At 73.6% G+C, this 15,763-nt stretch carries 18 protein-coding genes; 8 read left to right on the forward strand and 10 right to left on the reverse strand.

The window, feature by feature from the left end:
- Positions 1–30 precede the first annotated feature (30 nt).
- The 5 genes from TPA0908_RS15260 (at position 31) to TPA0908_RS15280 (ending at position 5,300) form a co-directional block, all read left to right on the forward strand.
- On the forward strand, positions 31–1,020 hold the full coding sequence (locus TPA0908_RS15260; RefSeq protein WP_107160442.1) for a carbohydrate ABC transporter permease: 990 nt from the start codon (positions 31–33) through the stop codon (positions 1,018–1,020).
- Positions 1,017–1,850: a carbohydrate ABC transporter permease gene (locus TPA0908_RS15265; RefSeq protein ID WP_107160444.1), complete on the forward strand. Its 834-nt coding sequence runs from the start codon at positions 1,017–1,019 to the stop codon at positions 1,848–1,850. The genes TPA0908_RS15260 and TPA0908_RS15265 overlap by 4 nt, the downstream gene beginning before the upstream one ends.
- The gene (locus TPA0908_RS15270) at positions 1,847–3,274 is read left to right on the forward strand and encodes a GH1 family beta-glucosidase (RefSeq protein WP_281938362.1); all 1,428 of its coding nucleotides are present in this window, start codon (positions 1,847–1,849) and stop codon (positions 3,272–3,274) included. Before TPA0908_RS15265 ends, TPA0908_RS15270 begins: the two co-directional genes overlap by 4 nt.
- A 19-nt stretch (positions 3,275–3,293) precedes the next feature.
- A complete protein-coding gene (locus TPA0908_RS15275; RefSeq protein ID WP_281938364.1) occupies positions 3,294–4,301 on the forward strand; it encodes a LacI family DNA-binding transcriptional regulator in 1,008 nt (335 codons plus the stop codon).
- Between the two features lie 93 nt (positions 4,302–4,394).
- A complete protein-coding gene (locus TPA0908_RS15280) occupies positions 4,395–5,300 on the forward strand; it encodes a GNAT family N-acetyltransferase (protein WP_281938365.1) in 906 nt (301 codons plus the stop codon).
- Between the two features lie 63 nt (positions 5,301–5,363).
- On the opposite strand, the gene TPA0908_RS15285 is transcribed toward TPA0908_RS15280, so the two are convergent.
- Together TPA0908_RS15285 and TPA0908_RS15290 are read right to left on the reverse strand one after the other, a co-directional pair.
- Positions 5,364–5,879, reverse strand: coding sequence for an O-acetyl-ADP-ribose deacetylase (locus TPA0908_RS15285; protein ID WP_281938366.1), 516 nt, complete (start codon positions 5,877–5,879; stop codon positions 5,364–5,366).
- 26 nt (positions 5,880–5,905) lie between these two features.
- The gene (locus TPA0908_RS15290) at positions 5,906–6,697 is read right to left on the reverse strand and encodes an EI24 domain-containing protein (RefSeq protein ID WP_281938368.1); all 792 of its coding nucleotides are present in this window, start codon (positions 6,695–6,697) and stop codon (positions 5,906–5,908) included.
- Positions 6,698–6,738: 41 nt separating this feature from the next.
- On the opposite strand from TPA0908_RS15290, the gene TPA0908_RS15295 reads away from it, so the two are divergent.
- Entirely contained in the window at positions 6,739–7,803 is a 1,065-nt protein-coding gene (locus tag TPA0908_RS15295) for a helix-turn-helix transcriptional regulator (RefSeq protein ID WP_281938369.1), read from the forward strand.
- Here the strand turns inward: TPA0908_RS15295 and TPA0908_RS15300 are convergent.
- Complete coding sequence (locus tag TPA0908_RS15300) at positions 7,794–8,708, reverse strand: SDR family oxidoreductase (protein WP_281938371.1); 915 nt, start codon at positions 8,706–8,708, stop codon at positions 7,794–7,796. The two genes, TPA0908_RS15295 and TPA0908_RS15300, sit on opposite strands and share 10 nt — an antisense overlap.
- A gap of 75 nt (positions 8,709–8,783) precedes the next feature.
- Between TPA0908_RS15300 and TPA0908_RS15305 the strand changes: the two genes are divergently transcribed.
- Entirely contained in the window at positions 8,784–9,455 is a 672-nt protein-coding gene (locus tag TPA0908_RS15305) for a nucleotidyltransferase domain-containing protein (RefSeq protein WP_281938373.1), read from the forward strand.
- 1 nt (position 9,456) lies between these two features.
- On the opposite strand, the gene TPA0908_RS15310 is transcribed toward TPA0908_RS15305, so the two are convergent.
- From TPA0908_RS15310 to TPA0908_RS15330, 5 genes are all read right to left on the reverse strand, one after another.
- Positions 9,457–10,194 (reverse strand): alanyl-tRNA editing protein, encoded by a 738-nt coding sequence (locus TPA0908_RS15310; protein WP_107160463.1) that lies wholly within the window; start codon positions 10,192–10,194, stop codon positions 9,457–9,459.
- An 11-nt stretch (positions 10,195–10,205) separates the two neighbouring features.
- Positions 10,206–11,093: an alpha/beta fold hydrolase gene (locus tag TPA0908_RS15315; RefSeq protein WP_281938375.1), complete on the reverse strand. Its 888-nt coding sequence runs from the start codon at positions 11,091–11,093 to the stop codon at positions 10,206–10,208.
- Positions 11,090–11,404, reverse strand: coding sequence for a DUF2516 family protein (locus TPA0908_RS15320; protein ID WP_281938377.1), 315 nt, complete (start codon positions 11,402–11,404; stop codon positions 11,090–11,092). Before TPA0908_RS15320 ends, TPA0908_RS15315 begins: the two co-directional genes overlap by 4 nt.
- Positions 11,405–11,476: 72 nt before the next feature.
- Positions 11,477–12,208: a hypothetical protein gene (locus tag TPA0908_RS15325; protein WP_281938379.1), complete on the reverse strand. Its 732-nt coding sequence runs from the start codon at positions 12,206–12,208 to the stop codon at positions 11,477–11,479.
- Entirely contained in the window at positions 12,205–12,843 is a 639-nt protein-coding gene (locus TPA0908_RS15330; protein WP_281938380.1) for a helix-turn-helix domain-containing protein, read from the reverse strand. The genes TPA0908_RS15325 and TPA0908_RS15330 overlap by 4 nt, the downstream gene beginning before the upstream one ends.
- Positions 12,844–12,955: 112 nt before the next feature.
- On the opposite strand from TPA0908_RS15330, the gene TPA0908_RS15335 reads away from it, so the two are divergent.
- Positions 12,956–13,753 (forward strand): alpha/beta fold hydrolase, encoded by a 798-nt coding sequence (locus tag TPA0908_RS15335; protein WP_281938381.1) that lies wholly within the window; start codon positions 12,956–12,958, stop codon positions 13,751–13,753.
- Positions 13,754–13,839: 86 nt separating this feature from the next.
- Here the strand turns inward: TPA0908_RS15335 and TPA0908_RS15340 are convergent, their stop codons facing one another.
- Together TPA0908_RS15340 and TPA0908_RS15345 are read right to left on the reverse strand one after the other, a co-directional pair.
- Entirely contained in the window at positions 13,840–14,799 is a 960-nt protein-coding gene (locus TPA0908_RS15340; protein WP_281938382.1) for an asparaginase, read from the reverse strand.
- A gap of 94 nt (positions 14,800–14,893) precedes the next feature.
- Entirely contained in the window at positions 14,894–15,721 is an 828-nt protein-coding gene (locus TPA0908_RS15345) for a beta-keto acid cleavage family enzyme (protein WP_281938383.1), read from the reverse strand.
- Positions 15,722–15,763 lie beyond the last annotated feature (42 nt).

Genomic DNA, 15,763 nt, shown 5'->3' on the forward strand with positions numbered 1-15,763 from the left:
GCCCGCACGGCGGAGAGGAGTTCTCAGGTCATGGCCGTCCAGCTCGACGCCCGCCCGCCGGTCGCACCGGCCCCCCGGCACAGCCGTCCCGTCCGGGGCGCCCGGCTCAGCCGGTTCGACACGAAATACTCGCCGTACCTGTACATCGCCCCGTTCTTCCTGCTCTTCGGCGTCTTCGGGGCGTACCCGCTGGCGTACACGTTCTGGGTCTCGTTGCACGACTGGGACCTGCTCGGCGCGGAGCACCCGTTCATCGGCCTCGACAACTACAGCCAGCTCCTCGCCGACCCGGACTTCTGGCACTCGGTGGTCAACACGCTGGGCATCTTCGTCATCTCCACGGTCCCGCAACTGCTGGCCGCGCTCTGGCTGGCCAACCTGCTCAACCGCCAGCTCCGGGCCCGCACCACCTGGCGGATGGCGGTGCTGGTCCCGAACGTCACCTCGACCGCCGCGGTGGCGATCGTGTTCGCGGTGCTGTTCGGCCGCGAGTTCGGCATGATCAACTGGCTGCTCGACCACGTCGGCGTGAGCGCGATCGACTGGAAGGCGAACAGGTTCGCCGCCTGGGTCGCCATCTCCACCATGGTCGACTGGCGGTGGACCGGCTACAACGCGCTGATCTTCCTGGCCGCCATGCAGGCCATCCCGCGCGACCTGTACGAGTCGGCGTCGATCGACGGCGCCGGCCGGGCCCGCCAGTTCTGGTCCATCACCGTGCCGCTGCTCAAGCCCACCATCATCTTCGCGGTCATCATCTCCACCATCGGCGGCCTGCAACTCTTCACCGAGCCGCGGATGTTCAACTCCGGCACCAACGCGATCCGCGGCGGGCCGCTGCGCGAGTCACAGACCGTGACCATGTACATGTTCGAGAACGCGTTCGCGCCGCACTACAACTTCGGTTACGGCTCCGCCATCGCCTGGCTGCTCTTCGCGCTGATCGCGGTGGTCGCGGCGATCAACGTCCTGCTCCTGCGCCGGCTCGGCGGCGGCTCCCGCAAGGAGGTCTCCCGATGACCCGCGTCTGGTCGGCCAGCCGGCTCACCTATCTGGCCCTGGGGTTGTCGGCCCTGCTGTCGATCTTCCCGATCTACTGGATGTTCGTGGTGGCCAGCCGCACCAGCGACGCGATGGGCCAGGTCCCACCGCCGCTGACGCCCGGCGGCAACCTCGGCGCCAACATCGCCCGGCTGTTCGACAACACCGACGCGTACTTCCTCACCGGCCTGATCAACTCGACGATCGTGGCCGTCACGGTGACCGTCTCGGTGGTCTTCTTCGCCACGCTGGCCGGGTTCGCGTTCGCCAAACTGCGCTTCCGCGGTCGCAACGCGCTGCTGCTGGTCATCGTCGCCACCATGATGGTGCCCACCCAACTCGGCGTGATCCCGCTCTACCTGCTGATGACGAAGTTGAACTGGAACGACCGGCTGCCCGCCGTGATCGTGCCGGCGCTGGTCACCGGCTTCGGCGTGTTCATGATGCGGCAGTACGCCGGCCAGGCGGTCAGCACCGAGCTGATCGAGGCGGCCCGGATGGACGGCTGCAACACCGCCCGGATCTACTGGAACGTGGTGCTGCCCGCGCTGCGCCCGGCCGCCGCCGTGCTCGGCCTGCTCACGTTCATGACCACCTGGAACGACTTCCTGTGGCCGTACGCGGTGCTCAACGACCCGGAGAACCCCACCGTGCAACTGTCGCTGCGGGCCCTCTCCGACGGTTACTACCAGGACATGTCGCAGGTGTTCACCGGCACGGCCATCGCCACGTTGCCGCTGCTGCTGGTCTTCGTCCTGTTCGGCCGCCAGATCATCGGCGGGATCATGGAAGGTGCGGTCAAGGCATGAGCGCGAGGAGTGAGCCGGTTTTGCGAGCCCCGCAGTCGCGAGTGACAGGCGGCGCAGTAACGGATCTCCGATTTCCCGAGGGCTTCGTCTGGGGCGCGGCCACCGCCGCGTACCAGATCGAGGGCGCTGCCCGCGAGGACGGCCGCGGCCCGTCGGTCTGGGACACCTTCAGCCGTACGCCGGGCGCGGTGCACTCCGGCCACACCGGCGACGTGGCCTGCGACCACTACCACCGGTACGCCGAGGACGTCGCGCTGATGGCCGAGCTGGGGCTGCGCGCGTACCGGTTCTCGGTGGCCTGGCCCCGGATCCAGCCGGACGGCACCGGCCCGGTCGAGCCGCGCGGGCTGGACTTCTACGACCGGCTCACCGACGCGCTGCTGGCGCGGGGCATCGACCCGATCGTCACGCTCTACCACTGGGACCTGCCGCAGTCGCTGGAGGACCGGGGCGGCTGGACCGTCCGGGAGACCGCCGAGCACTTCGCCGACTACGCGGTCGCGGTGCACCGCTGCCTCGGCGACCGGGTCCGCACCTGGACCACGCTCAACGAGCCGTGGTGCTCGGCGTACCTCGGCTACGGCAACGGGGTGCACGCGCCGGGCCGGCAGGACGGCGGGGACGCGTTCCGGGCCGTACACCATCTGCTGCTCGGCCACGGCCTGGCCGCGCGGGCGCTGCGCGCGGCCGGCGCGGAGACGCTCGGGATCACGCTCAACCTGGCCGACGTGCAACCGGCCGACGCCGGCAGCGCCGCCGACGCCGAGGCGGTACGGCTCGTCGACGGGCTGCACAACCGGATCTTCCTGGACCCGCTGACCGGCGCCGGCTACCCGGAGGACGTGCTGGCGCACGTGAGCCGGATCGTGGCGACGGACTTCGTGCGGGACGGCGACGAGAAGATCATCGCCGCGCCGCTGGACCTGCTCGGCCTGAACTACTACTCGCCCACCTACGTCGCCGGGCGGGCGGACGGCGCGGGCGGCAGCGCGTACCCGGGCACCGAAGGCGCGGTCGAGTTCCTGCCGGCGGCCGGGCCGCTCACCGACATGGGCTGGGCCATCGAGCCGGCCGGGCTCACCCGGCTGCTGGAACGGGTGGCCGCCGACCACCCCGGGCTGCCGCTGATGATCACCGAGAACGGCGGCGCGTTCCCGGACGCCGCCCGGGACTCCTCGGGCCGGGTGGCCGACGCCGACCGCACCGCCTACCTCGACGGCCACCTCCGCGCCGCGCACCGGGCCATCGCCCGCGGGGTCGACCTGCGCGGCTATCTCGTATGGTCGTTGCTGGACAACTTCGAATGGGCCGAGGGTTACCGGAAGCGGTTCGGGATCGTCCACGTCGACTACCTGACCCAGCGGCGCACACCCAAGCAGAGCGCCCGCTGGTACCAGGAGGTGATCGCCCGGAACGGGCTGTGACGAGGTGGTGGTAACGGGGATGACGACGGCACAACGGCCGACCCTGGAGGCGGTGGCCCGGCGGGCCGGCGTCTCCCGGGCCACGGTCTCCCGGGTGGTCAACGGCTCGACCACGGTCGCCGAGTCGATCCAACAGGCGGTCCGTCTGGCGGTCGAGGAACTCGGGTACGTCCCGAACCTCGCCGCCCGCAGCCTGGTCACCCAGCGCACCGACTCGGTCGCGCTGGTCATGCCGGAGGCGGCCACCCGGGTCTTCTCCGACGACCAGGTCTTCCCCGGCATCATCCGGGGCGCCGCCCAGGAGCTGGAGGCGGCCGACAAGCAGCTCGTGCTGATGCTGGCCGGCTCGCCGGCCGGGCACGAACGCGTCGAGCGGTACACCACCGGGCGGCACGTCGACGGCGTGCTCTTCGCCTCGCTGCACGGCGAGGACCCGCTGCCCGGCCGGCTCGCCCGGCTCGGCATCCCGGTGGTGTGCAGCGGCCGGCCGCTCGACGGCGCCGACGTGCCGTACGTCGACGTGGACCACGAGGGCGGCGTCACCCGGGCGGTGGAGCACCTGATCGCCACCGGCCGCCGGCGGATCGCCACCATCGCCGGGCCGCAGGACATGGTCGCCGGCATCGAACGGCTGATCGGCTACCGGGCCGCGCTCACCGCCGCCGGGCTGCCGGAGCTGGTCGCGTACGGCGACTTCACCCGGGAGTCCGGCACCGCCGCGATGCGCGCACTGCTCGCCGCCGACCCGGAGCTGGACGCGGTGTTCGCCGCCTCCGACCTGATGGCGCACGCCGCCCTGCGGGCCCTGCGTGAGGCCGGGCGGCGGGTGCCCGAGGACGTCGCGGTGATCGGGTTCGACGACATCGAGACGGCCGCGTACACCGAGCCGCCGCTGACCACCGTGCGACAGCCGATAGTGGAGCTGGGCCGGGCGATGACCCGGCAGCTCCTGCGCATCGCCGCCGGCGAGCACGTCGAGCAGGCGCTGATGCTCCCCACCGAGCTCATCCTGCGCGACTCCGCGTAAGGCGGGGCCCCCCGTCAACGCATTCTGCACAGCAGGGGGCCCCGCTCAACAAACCGGTCGCGGTGCCGACGCGGGGTGGCTAGCGTCGCCCGGATGAGTGAAGCCCTGATCCGGCCCGCCCGCGTCGACGACGCGCCCGCCGTGGTGGCGCTGCGCGCGCTGGTCTTCCCCTACCTGGTACGCGGCGTCGAGTCGACCCGCCGGATGATCGGCCAGCCGCCGCCCGGCGAGGACTGGGCCGCCTGGGTCGCCGAGGCGGACGGGCAGGTGGTCGGCTGGACGTCGGCGTACCGCAACACGCAGACCTCGACGCCCGGGGTCGGTGAGATCTCCACGCTGCACGTCCACCCGGGCCATCGCGGCCGGGGCACCGGCACCGCGCTGCTCGACACCGCGCTCGACCATCTGCGGGCGCTCGGGTCGACCCGGGTTCTCACCCACGCCCGCGCCGAGTCGCTCCCGTTCGCGCAGCGGCACGGCTTCACGCCCAGCCGGGAACTGCGCTACTCCGCACTCGACCTCGACCCGACCCCACCGGCGCCGGAGCCGCCGCCGGGCGTACGGCTGCTGCCGACCGCCGGGCTCGACCCGCGCCGGGTCCATCGGGTGGACTCCGAGTCGGCCCGCGACGAACCGGGTGACGTGCCGACGGACGCGCTCGGCTACGACCTGTGGCTCCACGAGTGCTGGGAGAACCTCGGGCTGGACCGGGAGGCCAGCACCGTCGCCGAGATCGACGGCGAACTGGTCGCGGTGAGCCTGGTGAAGCGCGACGGCGACCGGATGTGGTCGGACTTCACCGGCACGCTGGCCGCGTACCGGGGTCGGGGGTTGGCCCGGCTGACCAAGCAGGCCGCGCTGCACGCCGCCGCCGCGCGCGGGGTGCGGACCGCGTACACCTCCAACGACGAGGCGAACGCGCCGATGCTGGCGATCAACGCGGCGCTCGGCTACCGGCCGGTCGACAGCCAGTGGTCGTGCCGGCGCACGCTCACCTGAACCGACCGGCGGCCCGGTGGACGTGCCGGTGCGCACTCAGCGTCGTGCCGGTGCACGCTCAGCTCAGCGCCCGGCGGCGACCCGCACCGCGGTCGCGTACGCGTCGGCGCCGAACAGCACCAGCCGGGCCTCGACCAGGTGCGCCGGGTCGGCCGCGTGCAGCACGGTCAGCGCCTGCGCCACCGCGTCCTCGACCGGCCAGCCGTAGATCCCGGCGGAGATCAGCGGGAACGCGACGGTCAGCGCGCCCAGCTCGTCGGCGACGCGCAGGCTGTTGGCGTAGCAGTCACGCAGCAACGCCGAGCGGTCCTCGCGCGGCGAGAAGACCGGCCCGACGGTGTGCACCACCCAGCGCGCCGGCAGGTCGCCGGCCGTGGTGGCGACCGCCTGCCCGGTCGGCAGCCCTCGCCCGTAGCGGGACGCGCGCAGCGCCCGGCACTCCGCCAGGATCGCCGGCCCGCCGCGCCGGTGGATCGCGCCGTCCACGCCCCCGCCGCCGAGCAACGACGAGTTCGCCGCGTTGACGATCGCGTCGACCTGCTGGGCGGTGATGTCGCCCTGGATCAGCACCGTGTCCATGGTGTCAGCGCTCCTCGTCCATGGCGTCAGCGCTCCTCGACGTGCTGGCCGAGTGACCGGCGGGTCAGCAGGGCGGCCCCGGCGACGGCGGCCGGCATGACCAGCACCGCGCCGAGCGGGATCAGGAAACACAGGAAGACCGCCACCCCGAAGCCCAGCGCGGTCGGCCGGTCCGCCCGTAGCTTCGACCGCCGGTCCGGCAGCCGCATCCCGCGCCGCTGGAACGGCGCGCCGACCAGCTCCAGCGCCAGGAACCAGCCGCCGACCAGGGCGCCGACCACCGGCACCACCGTCTGCCCCACCAGCGGGATGAAACCGGCCACGAACAGGGGTACGCCGACCAGCGCGGAGATGGCCACCAGGCGCAACGAGTCGGCGATGCTGCGCCGCATCGAGGCCCAGAACGGCACCTCCACCATGCCCGGGGTGCCGCCGAGCCGGTCCTCGACCCGCTCGGAGATGGCCTCGTAGAACGGGTCGCCGACGGCCAGCGTGACAGCGGTGAACGTGAGCACCCCGACCAGTGCGGCCACCCCGACGACGGCCAGCCCGGCGGCGACCCGCAGCAGCCCGCGCGCGGTCGACGACCAGTCGTCGGCGAACGGGGTGAGCCAGGCGGCCAGGTCGTCCACGAAGTAGAGCAGGGTGGCGAAGAGGGCCAGGTAGAGCACGCCGGAGATGAGCGCCGGCACCACGCCGAGCAGCATCAGTTTCGGGCTGCGGACGTACATGCCGAAGCCACGCAGCAGCAGGCCGGCGCCGCCGAGGAAGCGGGTCGCCGCGCCGGTGACGGGCGCGACGGTACGGGAGGCGTTCACGACGGCACAGCCTAGTGGGCCCGCGCACGCACAATGGGTGGGTGCGTGCGTCGCGGCTGATCTCGTTGGTGCTGCTGCTCCAGTCCCGGGAGACGATGACGGCGGCCGAGTTGGCCCGCGAGCTGGAGGTCTCGGAACGCACCGTCTACCGGGACGTGCTGGCGCTCTCCGCCGCCGGGGTGCCGGTCTACGCCGACCGGGGCCGGGCCGGCGGCTACCGGCTGCTCGGCGGCTACCGGACCCGGCTGACCGGGTTGAGCCGCGACGAGGCCGAGGCGTTGTTCCTGGCCGGGCTGCCCGGGCCGGCCGGCGACATGGGACTGGCCGACGCGGTGGCCGCCGCCGAGTTGAAGGTGCTGGCCGCGCTGCCGCCGAGCCTGCGGGACGCGCCCGCGCGTACCGGTCAGCGGTTCCACCTGGACGTGCCGGGCTGGTTCCGGGAGAGCACGCCGCCACCCCGGCTGGCCGAGCTGGCCGGGGCGGTCTGGCGGGACCGGGCCGTCGAGCTGCGCTACCGGCGCGGTGACCGGGAGGTGACCCGCACGCTGGCGCCGTACGGGCTGGTGCTGAAGAACGGCGTCTGGTATCTCGTCGGCCGCGTCGGCGACGGGTGGCGGACGTACCGGGTGGACCGGGTGGTCGACGTCGAGGTGGGTGCGGAACGCTTCGACCGGGACGAGCGCTTCGACCTCGGCGCGTACTGGCGGGAGCAGGCCGCGGCGTTCCTGCGCGACCTGCTGCGGGACCGGGTCACCGTGCGGCTCGGGCCGGCCGGGCTGCGGGTGCTGCGGCACCTGGTGGACGCGCCGTTCGTGTACGAGGAGGCGGTCGCCGCGGCCGGCCGGCCCGACGGGCAGGGCCGGCTGGTGCTCCGGCTGCCCGTCGAGTCGGTCGACGTGGCGTACGGCCAACTGCTGGCGCTCGGCCCCGAGGTGGAGGTGCTGGCGCCGGTGGAGCTGCGGGCCCGGTTCGCCGAGGCGGCCCGCCGCGCGGCGGCGCTCTACGCCGACCCGCCGCAGGACGCCGGCCCACCCCGGGGCGCGGACCCGTCACCGGACGCCGGACCGCCCGGAGACGGACCGTCCGGGGACGCCGGTCAGCGGTAGCCGGTGTCGTCGGCCGGCTTGCCCGGCGCGACCACCTCGTCGTGGTAGCGGGCCCAGTGCGGGCGGGTGCCGTCGAGGTCGGTGAAGCCGTACACCTGGGCCAGCCCGCCGCTGTCCAGCGACTGCCCGTTCCAGCGGGCCCGGTCCGGGTCGGCGGCCAACGCGACCACGGCCCGGCCCACGAACGCCGGCGTCTCGGACATGACGAAGTGCCTGTCGGTCTTCGCACCGTCGCGCCAGTTCGCCTCCGTGACGCCGAAGTGCTCCAGCATCGCCTCGGAACGCAGCCAACCGGGGGTGAGCGCGACCGCGGTGCCGCCGTGCGGGGCCAGCTCGTGCGCCTGGGTGAAGCCGAGCCGATTCACCGACACCTTGGCCAGGTCGTAGAAGACGGAGAGGCGGTACGTCGTGTCGTTGTACGCCTTCGTGCCGTCGCCGATCTCGACGACCAGCCCGCCCGGGTTGCGGATCAGCAGCGGCAGCGCGAAGTGGCTGGTGATGATGTGGGTGTCGACGGCCAGCCGCAGCGTCCGGAAGCCGGCGTCGAGCGGCTGCTCCCAGACCGGCTTCTCCCAGGTGATCAGCGGGTCCGCGCCCCAGATGTCGTTGACCAGCACGTCGAGCCGGCCCTGCTCGGCGTCGATCCGCTCGGCCAGGCGGCGTACCTGTTCCGGGTCGAGGTGGTCGACGGCGACCGCGATGCCGGTGCCGCCGGCGGCGGTGACCAGCTCGGCGGTCTCCTCGATGGTCTCCGGCCGGTCCATCTCCGAGCGGCGGTCCCGGGTGGTGCGGCCGGTGGCGTAGACGGTGGCTCCGGCGGCGCCGAGCTGGACGGCGATCTGCCGGCCGGCGCCCCGGGTCGCGCCCGCGACGAGCGCGACCTTTCCGGTCAGTGGTGAGTTCATGGGTTCACCGTGTCACCGATACCTGACAGCCGAAGTCCGGTTTCCCGACGACAGTGGATCGGCGATCATGACGGCATGCACCTGCTGCTCTCCGGCATCGTCGGCTCGGTCGCGTACGGGCTGGCCGGCCCCGGCTCGGACACCGACCGGCTCGGCGTCTTCGCGGCGCCGACGGTGGCGTTCCACGGCCTGCGTCCGCCCCGGGAGTCGGTGGTCACCACCGAGCCGGACGTCACGCTGCACGAGGCCCGGAAGTACGCGCTGCTGGCGCTGAGCGGCAACCCGACCGCCACCGAGCTGATGTGGCTGCCGGACGACTGCTACGAGACCCGGACCGCGTTCGGCGATCGACTGATCGGCATCCGGGCGGCGTTCCTCAGCGCGCCCCGGGTCCGGGACGCCTATCTCGGCTACGCCGCCCAGCAGTTCCGGCGGCTGACCACCGCGCCGGCGGACGTGGGCGGCCGGCGACGGTCGGCCAAGCACGCCCGGCACCTGGCCCGGCTTCTGCACCAGGGCCGGGTCCTCTACGCCACCGGCGTGCTGGAGATCCGGCTGGCCGACCCGGAGTGGTTCCGGGCGTTCGGCGAGCGGGTGGCCGGTGGCGCGCTGGCCGAGGCGCAGGCGCTGGTGGCGAGCGCCGAGGCGGACTTCGCCCGGATCCGCACGCCGCTGCCGGAGCGCCCGGACGAGGAGCCGGTGGAGCGGTGGCTGCTCGACGTCCGGGCGGCCCACCTGCCCCGCTGACTCAGTCCGCGAGGCGGACCCGGACCCGGCGGTTGGCCCGGCCCTTGCTCTCCACCTTGACCACCTGGACCTTGCCGATCTGGGCGGTGGAGGCGACGTGCGTGCCGCCGTCGGCCTGGACGTCCAGCCCGACGATGTCGACGATCCGCACCTCCTGCTCGTCCGGCGGGATCAGGTTGGACTGGGTTCGGATGATGTCCGGCAGCGCCAACGCGTCGGCGCGCGGCAGCACCCGGACCGCGACCGAACGGTCGGCGGCCACCTCGGCGTTGACCAGCTCCTCGATGCGGGTCTTGAAGTCCGACGGCACCTCGGGGAGGTTGAAGTCCATCCGGGCCTCGCCCGGTTCCATGTTGCCGCCGGTGACCAGCGCGCCGAAGTCCCGGAACACCACGCCGCAGAGCACGTGCAGCCCGGAGTGGGTACGCATCAGCATGGTCCGGCGGGCGTCCTCCACCGCGCCGGTGACGTCGACGCCGACCGGCGGCACCGGGTCACCCTCGGCCGGGATCAGCCACAGGTCGTCGCCCTTGCGGGTGCCCACGATCCGGGTCTGTACGCCCTGCCAGAGCAGCACCCCGTGGTCCGGTGGCTGGCCCCCGCCGCCCGGGTAGAACGCCGACCGGTCCAGCACGATGCCCTGCTCGGGGTCGGCCGCCAGCACCCGGCACGTCCACTCGCGCAGCGTGGGGTCGGCGAGGTCGAGGCGGTGCGTACGGCCGTGGTGTGTGACGCCCATGCCGCCCGACGTTACCCGTTGAGGAACGACGAGACGCGCTCCCGTACGTCGGCGCGTTCGGTCCAGAGCACGCCGGGCCGGTCGTACACGTGCAGGGTGGCGGCCGGCAGCGCGGCGGCGAGCTGCTCGGCGACGGCGACCGGGTGCAGGTCGTCGTCGACGCAGCCGATCACCAGCGCCGGGGCGGTGACCGCGGCGAGCGCTCCGGCGTCGTCCAGCGGGACCTCGCCGGGCAGGCTGGCCAGGCCGGGCGCGAGCCCGTCGCGCAGCAGTTGGTCGAGCCGTTGCCGCAGGTAGGCCCAGCCGGCCGGGGTATTACGGACCGACGGTGGCAGCTCCAGCGACACGACCTCGGCGAGCGCGTGCGCGTCGCCGTCGGCCACCGCGTCGAGCAGGCCGGTGAGGCGGGCCCGCGCCACCTCGCCGCGCGGCGCGTCCAGCACCGCGGGAAGGAAGAAGACGAGTTTCTCGAAGCGTTCCGGGCTCTCGGCGAGCAGCCGGCACAGCGCGCCCGCGCCGAGGCTGGCGCCGAACGCCCGGGTGGCGCCGCCCAGGTCGGCGACGGCCCGCAGGTCACGGGCGAGGTCGAGGTAGGTCCACGGCCCGGGTGGGGAGTCGGACCGGCCGTGCCCACGGAACTGGAAGAAGACCCGCCGGCCGGTGACGCCGCTGCCGAACGGCCGGGTGGTGGCGATGCCGTTGCCCAACCCGTGCGCGAACACGGTGACCGGATCGCCGACACCGGTGACCAGGCGTTCCAGGCTCACCCCGTGCGGGGTGTCGACAAGCTCGGTGTCCGGCTCGGGCAGCGCGGGCCGGCCGGTCCGTGGCCCGCCGGGGCCGGGACCCCAGGTGCGGGGGCCACCGTCCGGCGGCGGGGGCCAGCGGAAACCTCTCACCAGGACCCTCGGCCGTCGTGCAGGTCCCGTAGGCCGGGTCGCACGTCGAGCAGGTAGATGAGGCCGGCCGCGATGCCGACCAGTCCGAAGAGGCTGATCGGGCCGAAGCCCAGCAGGGTCAGCAGCAGGCAGACCGCCAGGATGGCGATCCAGCCGCCCTTGGGCAGCGTGCCGAGCGCGGCGAAGCCGTCGCCGCGCTGGGTGAGTGCGTGCACCAAGGCCACACCCTGGATGACCAGGGCGAAGACGAGCAGGATCAGCTGAATCACATTGCGGACTTCGAACGCGAAGATCGGCGCGGCGTAGGCCATGTCGGCAAGCTTATGCCGAGACCCCGGAAACGTCCGACAGGACGCTGTCCGGGGTCTCGGTGGAGAGTCGGGTCACTCGGCGGCCGGGCGGGTCCGCTTCGTGGCCTTCGGCAGCATCGCCGACGGGGTGGCCGGCTTGCCGGCGGCGGCCCGGGTGGCGGTCGCCTTGGTGGCCCGGGTCCGCTTCACGGCGGCCGGCTTGGCGGCCACCGCCTCGGCGACCTCGGCCGGGCTCGGCACCTCGGTCTTCGGGGCCTCGGTCGTCCCGGTCTTCGGGGCCACCATCGACACGGCGGCCGGGGCAGTCTCGGCGGTCGCCTCGATGTCGGCGTTCACCGTGTCGGCGGCCTCCAGCACACCGGCGCCGACGACCCGCTCGCCCCGGGCGACCAGCTCGGCGTACGCGGCCAGGGCGCGCTCCTGCGCGGCGTACGCGCCGGACACCACGGCGGCGGCGTTACGCGTGGCGGCCTCACGGAGCTTGTCCAACTGAGCAGCCTCGCGCAGCTTGTCCAGCTGAGCAGCCTCGCGGAGCTTGGCCAACTGGGCAGCCTCGCGGAGCTGGTCGAGGTCGGTGGAGCGCAGCCCGGTGGCGGTCAGGTTGGCCGTCTTCAGCGTCTCGGCGGCCTTCTGGCGCAGCTCGTAGCCGGTGCCGACGGCCTTGCCGCCGAGGTCGGCCACGACCCGCGTGCCCAGGCCGCTGACCACGGTGGGCAGCTTGCGGAGCTGCTCCAGGGCCAGCTCACCGGCGCCGGCGGCAGCGTAGAGGGGGGCGGGGATGCGGCTGGTCTTCGGCTGGGTCATGACTGCTCCTCTTCGGCCGCACCGGCGGCCTTCCGGGCCGCCCGGCGGGCGGTCGTGCGTTCACGGGTGGCGGTGGTCGGCGCGGGCGCGGGGCCCGCCTCGGTGACGGCTACCGATTCGAGGACGGCCTCGGTCGGGGTGCCGTCGGGTGTCACGGGGCCGGTCGCGGCCGGCGCGACGGTGGCCGGGGCCTCGGGCGCGGCGGCCGGCTCGGCGGCCTCCGCCGGCTCGGGCGCGGCAGCCGTCGGCTCGGTGGGCTCCACCGGTCCGGCCGTGCCGGTCGCCTCGGCCAGGCGCGCGTTCTCCCGGCGGAACGTCTCGTAGATCTGGGTGAGCGACTGCTTCTGGGCCATGGTCAGCTCGGCGTCGACCGCGATGGCCGCGAGCACGCCCTGCCCCTCCTTGTCGTCCAGCAGTCCGGCCCGCAGGTACATGGCCGGGGTGGAGACGCGTAGCGCGCTGGCGAGCTGCTGGAGCACCTCGGCGCTCGGCTTGCGCAGCCCGCGCTCGATCTGGCTCAGGTACGGGTTGCTGACGCCGGCCTGCTCGGCGAGCTGACGCAGTGAGATCTTCGCGTTGCGCCGCAGGTCGCGAATGAACCCGCCGACATCGGGAAGGTCCTTGCTGGTGGCCATGACTCAACGCTAGCGCGCGCTGCTAGCTGCTGCAAGCAAAGTGCTAGCCAGAGTTAGCGACGTCACCCGAAGTCGGTTGCGGGGTCGGCGTCCGCCTCCGTACCGTTCCGCCGTGACGAAGATCGAGATCAACGGCGCGGTGCTCGCCTACGACGAAGCGGGCAGCGGCAGCGCCGTGGTGCTGCTCCACGCCGGCATCGCGGACCGGCGGATGTGGCGCGACCAGGTGCCGGCGCTCGCCGCCCGGCACCGGGTGATCGTCCCGGACCTGCGCGGCTACGGCGAGTCGGAGCTGCCGCCCGAGCCGTTCGCCCACCACGACGACGTGGTCGGGCTGCTCGACGCGTTGGGCGTCGAGCAGGCCGCGCTGGTGGGCTGCTCGTTCGGCGGCCGGGTCGCGGTGGACACCGCGCTGGCCCACCCGGATCGGGTGAGCGCGCTGGCGCTGTTCGGCGCCCCGCTCTCCGGCCACGAGTGGTCCGAGGAGACCGAACAGCTCTGGGAGAACCTGGTCGGCGATGTGGACCCGGAGGACTTCGGGGCCACCGCCGCCGGCGAGGTGCGGTTCTGGGTGGTCGGCCCGAGCCGGCAGCCGGCCGACGTCGACCCCGAGCTGATCCGGTTCGCCGAGGAGATGGACCGCCGGGCGCTCGCCGCCGAGCAGGCGCTCAGCGCGATCGAGGTGGGCGAGCTGGACCCGCCGGCCGTCGACCGCCTGGGCGAGCTGCGGATGCCGGTGCTGGCCGCGGCCGGCGCCGACGACATCCCCGACATCCGCCGCCTGGCCGACCGCATCGCCGCCGAGGCCCCCCACGGGGTACGCCTCCCCGACATCCCGCACGCCGCCCACCTGTTCCCCCTGGAGCACCCCACCGAGGTCAACACCGCCCTCCTCGCCTTCCTCCCCTGACCGGACCCCGCGATCTTGCAGTTACTGCCCCGACGAATCGGGCGCAGCGGGCGAACCGGGGGCGGCAAGTGCAAGATCGCCGGGGGTCACCAGATGGGGCGGACGGCGCCTACCGGGAGGCCGCCGCCCAGCAGGGGCACCTCGGCGTACTCGGTGAGGATGGGGGCGGTCAGGCCCAGCCGGGTCAGGGCGGAGGTCAGGACCGGCATCCTCGGGCGGGCGGCGCCGTCGTCGATCTTGAGGGCGACCGCGCCGACGCCCGGGACCGCCGCCGCGATCACCCCCTCCGCGCCGATCTTGGCGAGCAGACCGGGTACGCCACGCATCAGCCGGGTGTCATCGGCCTGGGTGCCGCCGACCAGTTCCGGGTACGCGCGCATGGCGTCCGCCACGGTCCGCTCCACGGCGCCCGGCTCGGCGGTGACCAGCCGCAGGAAGGCGCGTGCCAGCCCGGTCACCGACACGGCGTGCACGGGTGCGCCGCAGCCGTCCACCCCCACCGCCGCCGCCCGCTCCCCGGTGAACTCCTCGACGGTGGCGGTCAGCCGCTGCTGGAGCGGGTGCTCCGGCCGCCAGTACCCATCCTGCGACCAACCGGCGGCCCGACAGGTCAGCAGCATGCCGGCGTGCTTGCCGGAGCAGTTCATCAGCACCCGGGACGGGCCGCCACCGGCCCGCAGCACCGCCTCCCGGGCAGCCTCACCGAACGGCAGGTCCGGCGGGCAGTGCAGCGCCTCCGGGGTCAGGCCGGCGCCCCGGAGCAGCGCGGTGACGCGTTCGACGTGGAACTCCTCACCGGCGTGGCTCGCGGCGACCAACGCCACGTCGGCCGGGTCGGTCAGCGCGAGCCCGGCCCGGAGCATGCCGATCGCCTGCATCGGCTTGTTCGACGACCGGGGGAAGATCGGCGAGCCGACGTCGCCGGCGCCGGCGACCGGCGAGCCGGCGGCGTCCAGCACCACCACGGAACCACGGTGGACGCCCTCCACGAACCCGGACCGGACCACCTCGGCGAGCGGCACGCCGCCCTCGTACGTCTTTCCCACAGGGTGGACGGTACCGACGGGACTATCACGGACGGCAGCGGGGTGACCTGGGACGTCGGCCGCACGCGTACAGGTGCGGGTGCTCGCGCGCCGCTTACACGCCGAGCAGCGCGCGGGCCTCGGCGGTGGTCAGCGGCGGGCGCTGGGCGAGTTGGGCGAAGCCGACCGCGCGCGCGACGAGCTGCATGTTGGACTCCACCGGGCGGCCCTTCGCGTAGGTGACCGTGTCCTCCATCCCGACCCGCAGGTGACCGCCGGTGGCGAGCGAGGACAGCATCACCGGGATGGTGCTGCGGCCGATGCCGGTGGCCGCGAACGTGGTGCCGTCGGGCAGGTCGCGGAGCATCTGCTGGGCGGCGACGAGCGTGGCGGTGGTGCCCGGCATGCCGCCCGGCACGCCCATCACGAAGTCGACGTGGACGTGCCCGCCGTGCGGCAGGCCGTACTTGCCGAGCAGCCGCTGCAACGCGGTGAGGTGGCCCAGGTCGAAGATCTCGTACTCGGGGACGACGCCCCGCTCCTGCATCCGGGTGTGCAGGTCGACGATGAACTCCCAGCGGTTGAGGAACACGTCGTCACCGAAGTTGACCGTGCCCATGGTGCAGGAGGCCATGTCCGGCCCGGCGTCGAGCACCGCGAGCCGGTGCGCCTCCGGGTCGGTCACCGCGCCGCCGGAGGAGAGCTGCACGATCAGGTCGGTGCTCTCCCGCAGCGCCGACACGGTGTCCCGCAGCCGGCCCGGGTCGAGCGTGGGCCGCGCCTCGTCGTCCCGGATGTGGACGTGGATCACGGCCGCGCCGAGCGCCTCGCACTCCTTGGCGGTCAGCAGCAGTTCGTCGAGCGTCACCGGCAGCGCCGGCACCTCCGCCTTGGCCGACTCCGCACCGGTGGGGGCAACCGTGATCAACGTCCCTGTCGTCATGCCCCGGATCCTAGACCGGCCCCCGGCACCGGGTCGACCGGA

This window comes from Micromonospora sp. AKA38 (assembly GCF_027925725.1).
In the GTDB taxonomy this organism is placed as follows: domain Bacteria; phylum Actinomycetota; class Actinomycetes; order Mycobacteriales; family Micromonosporaceae; genus Micromonospora.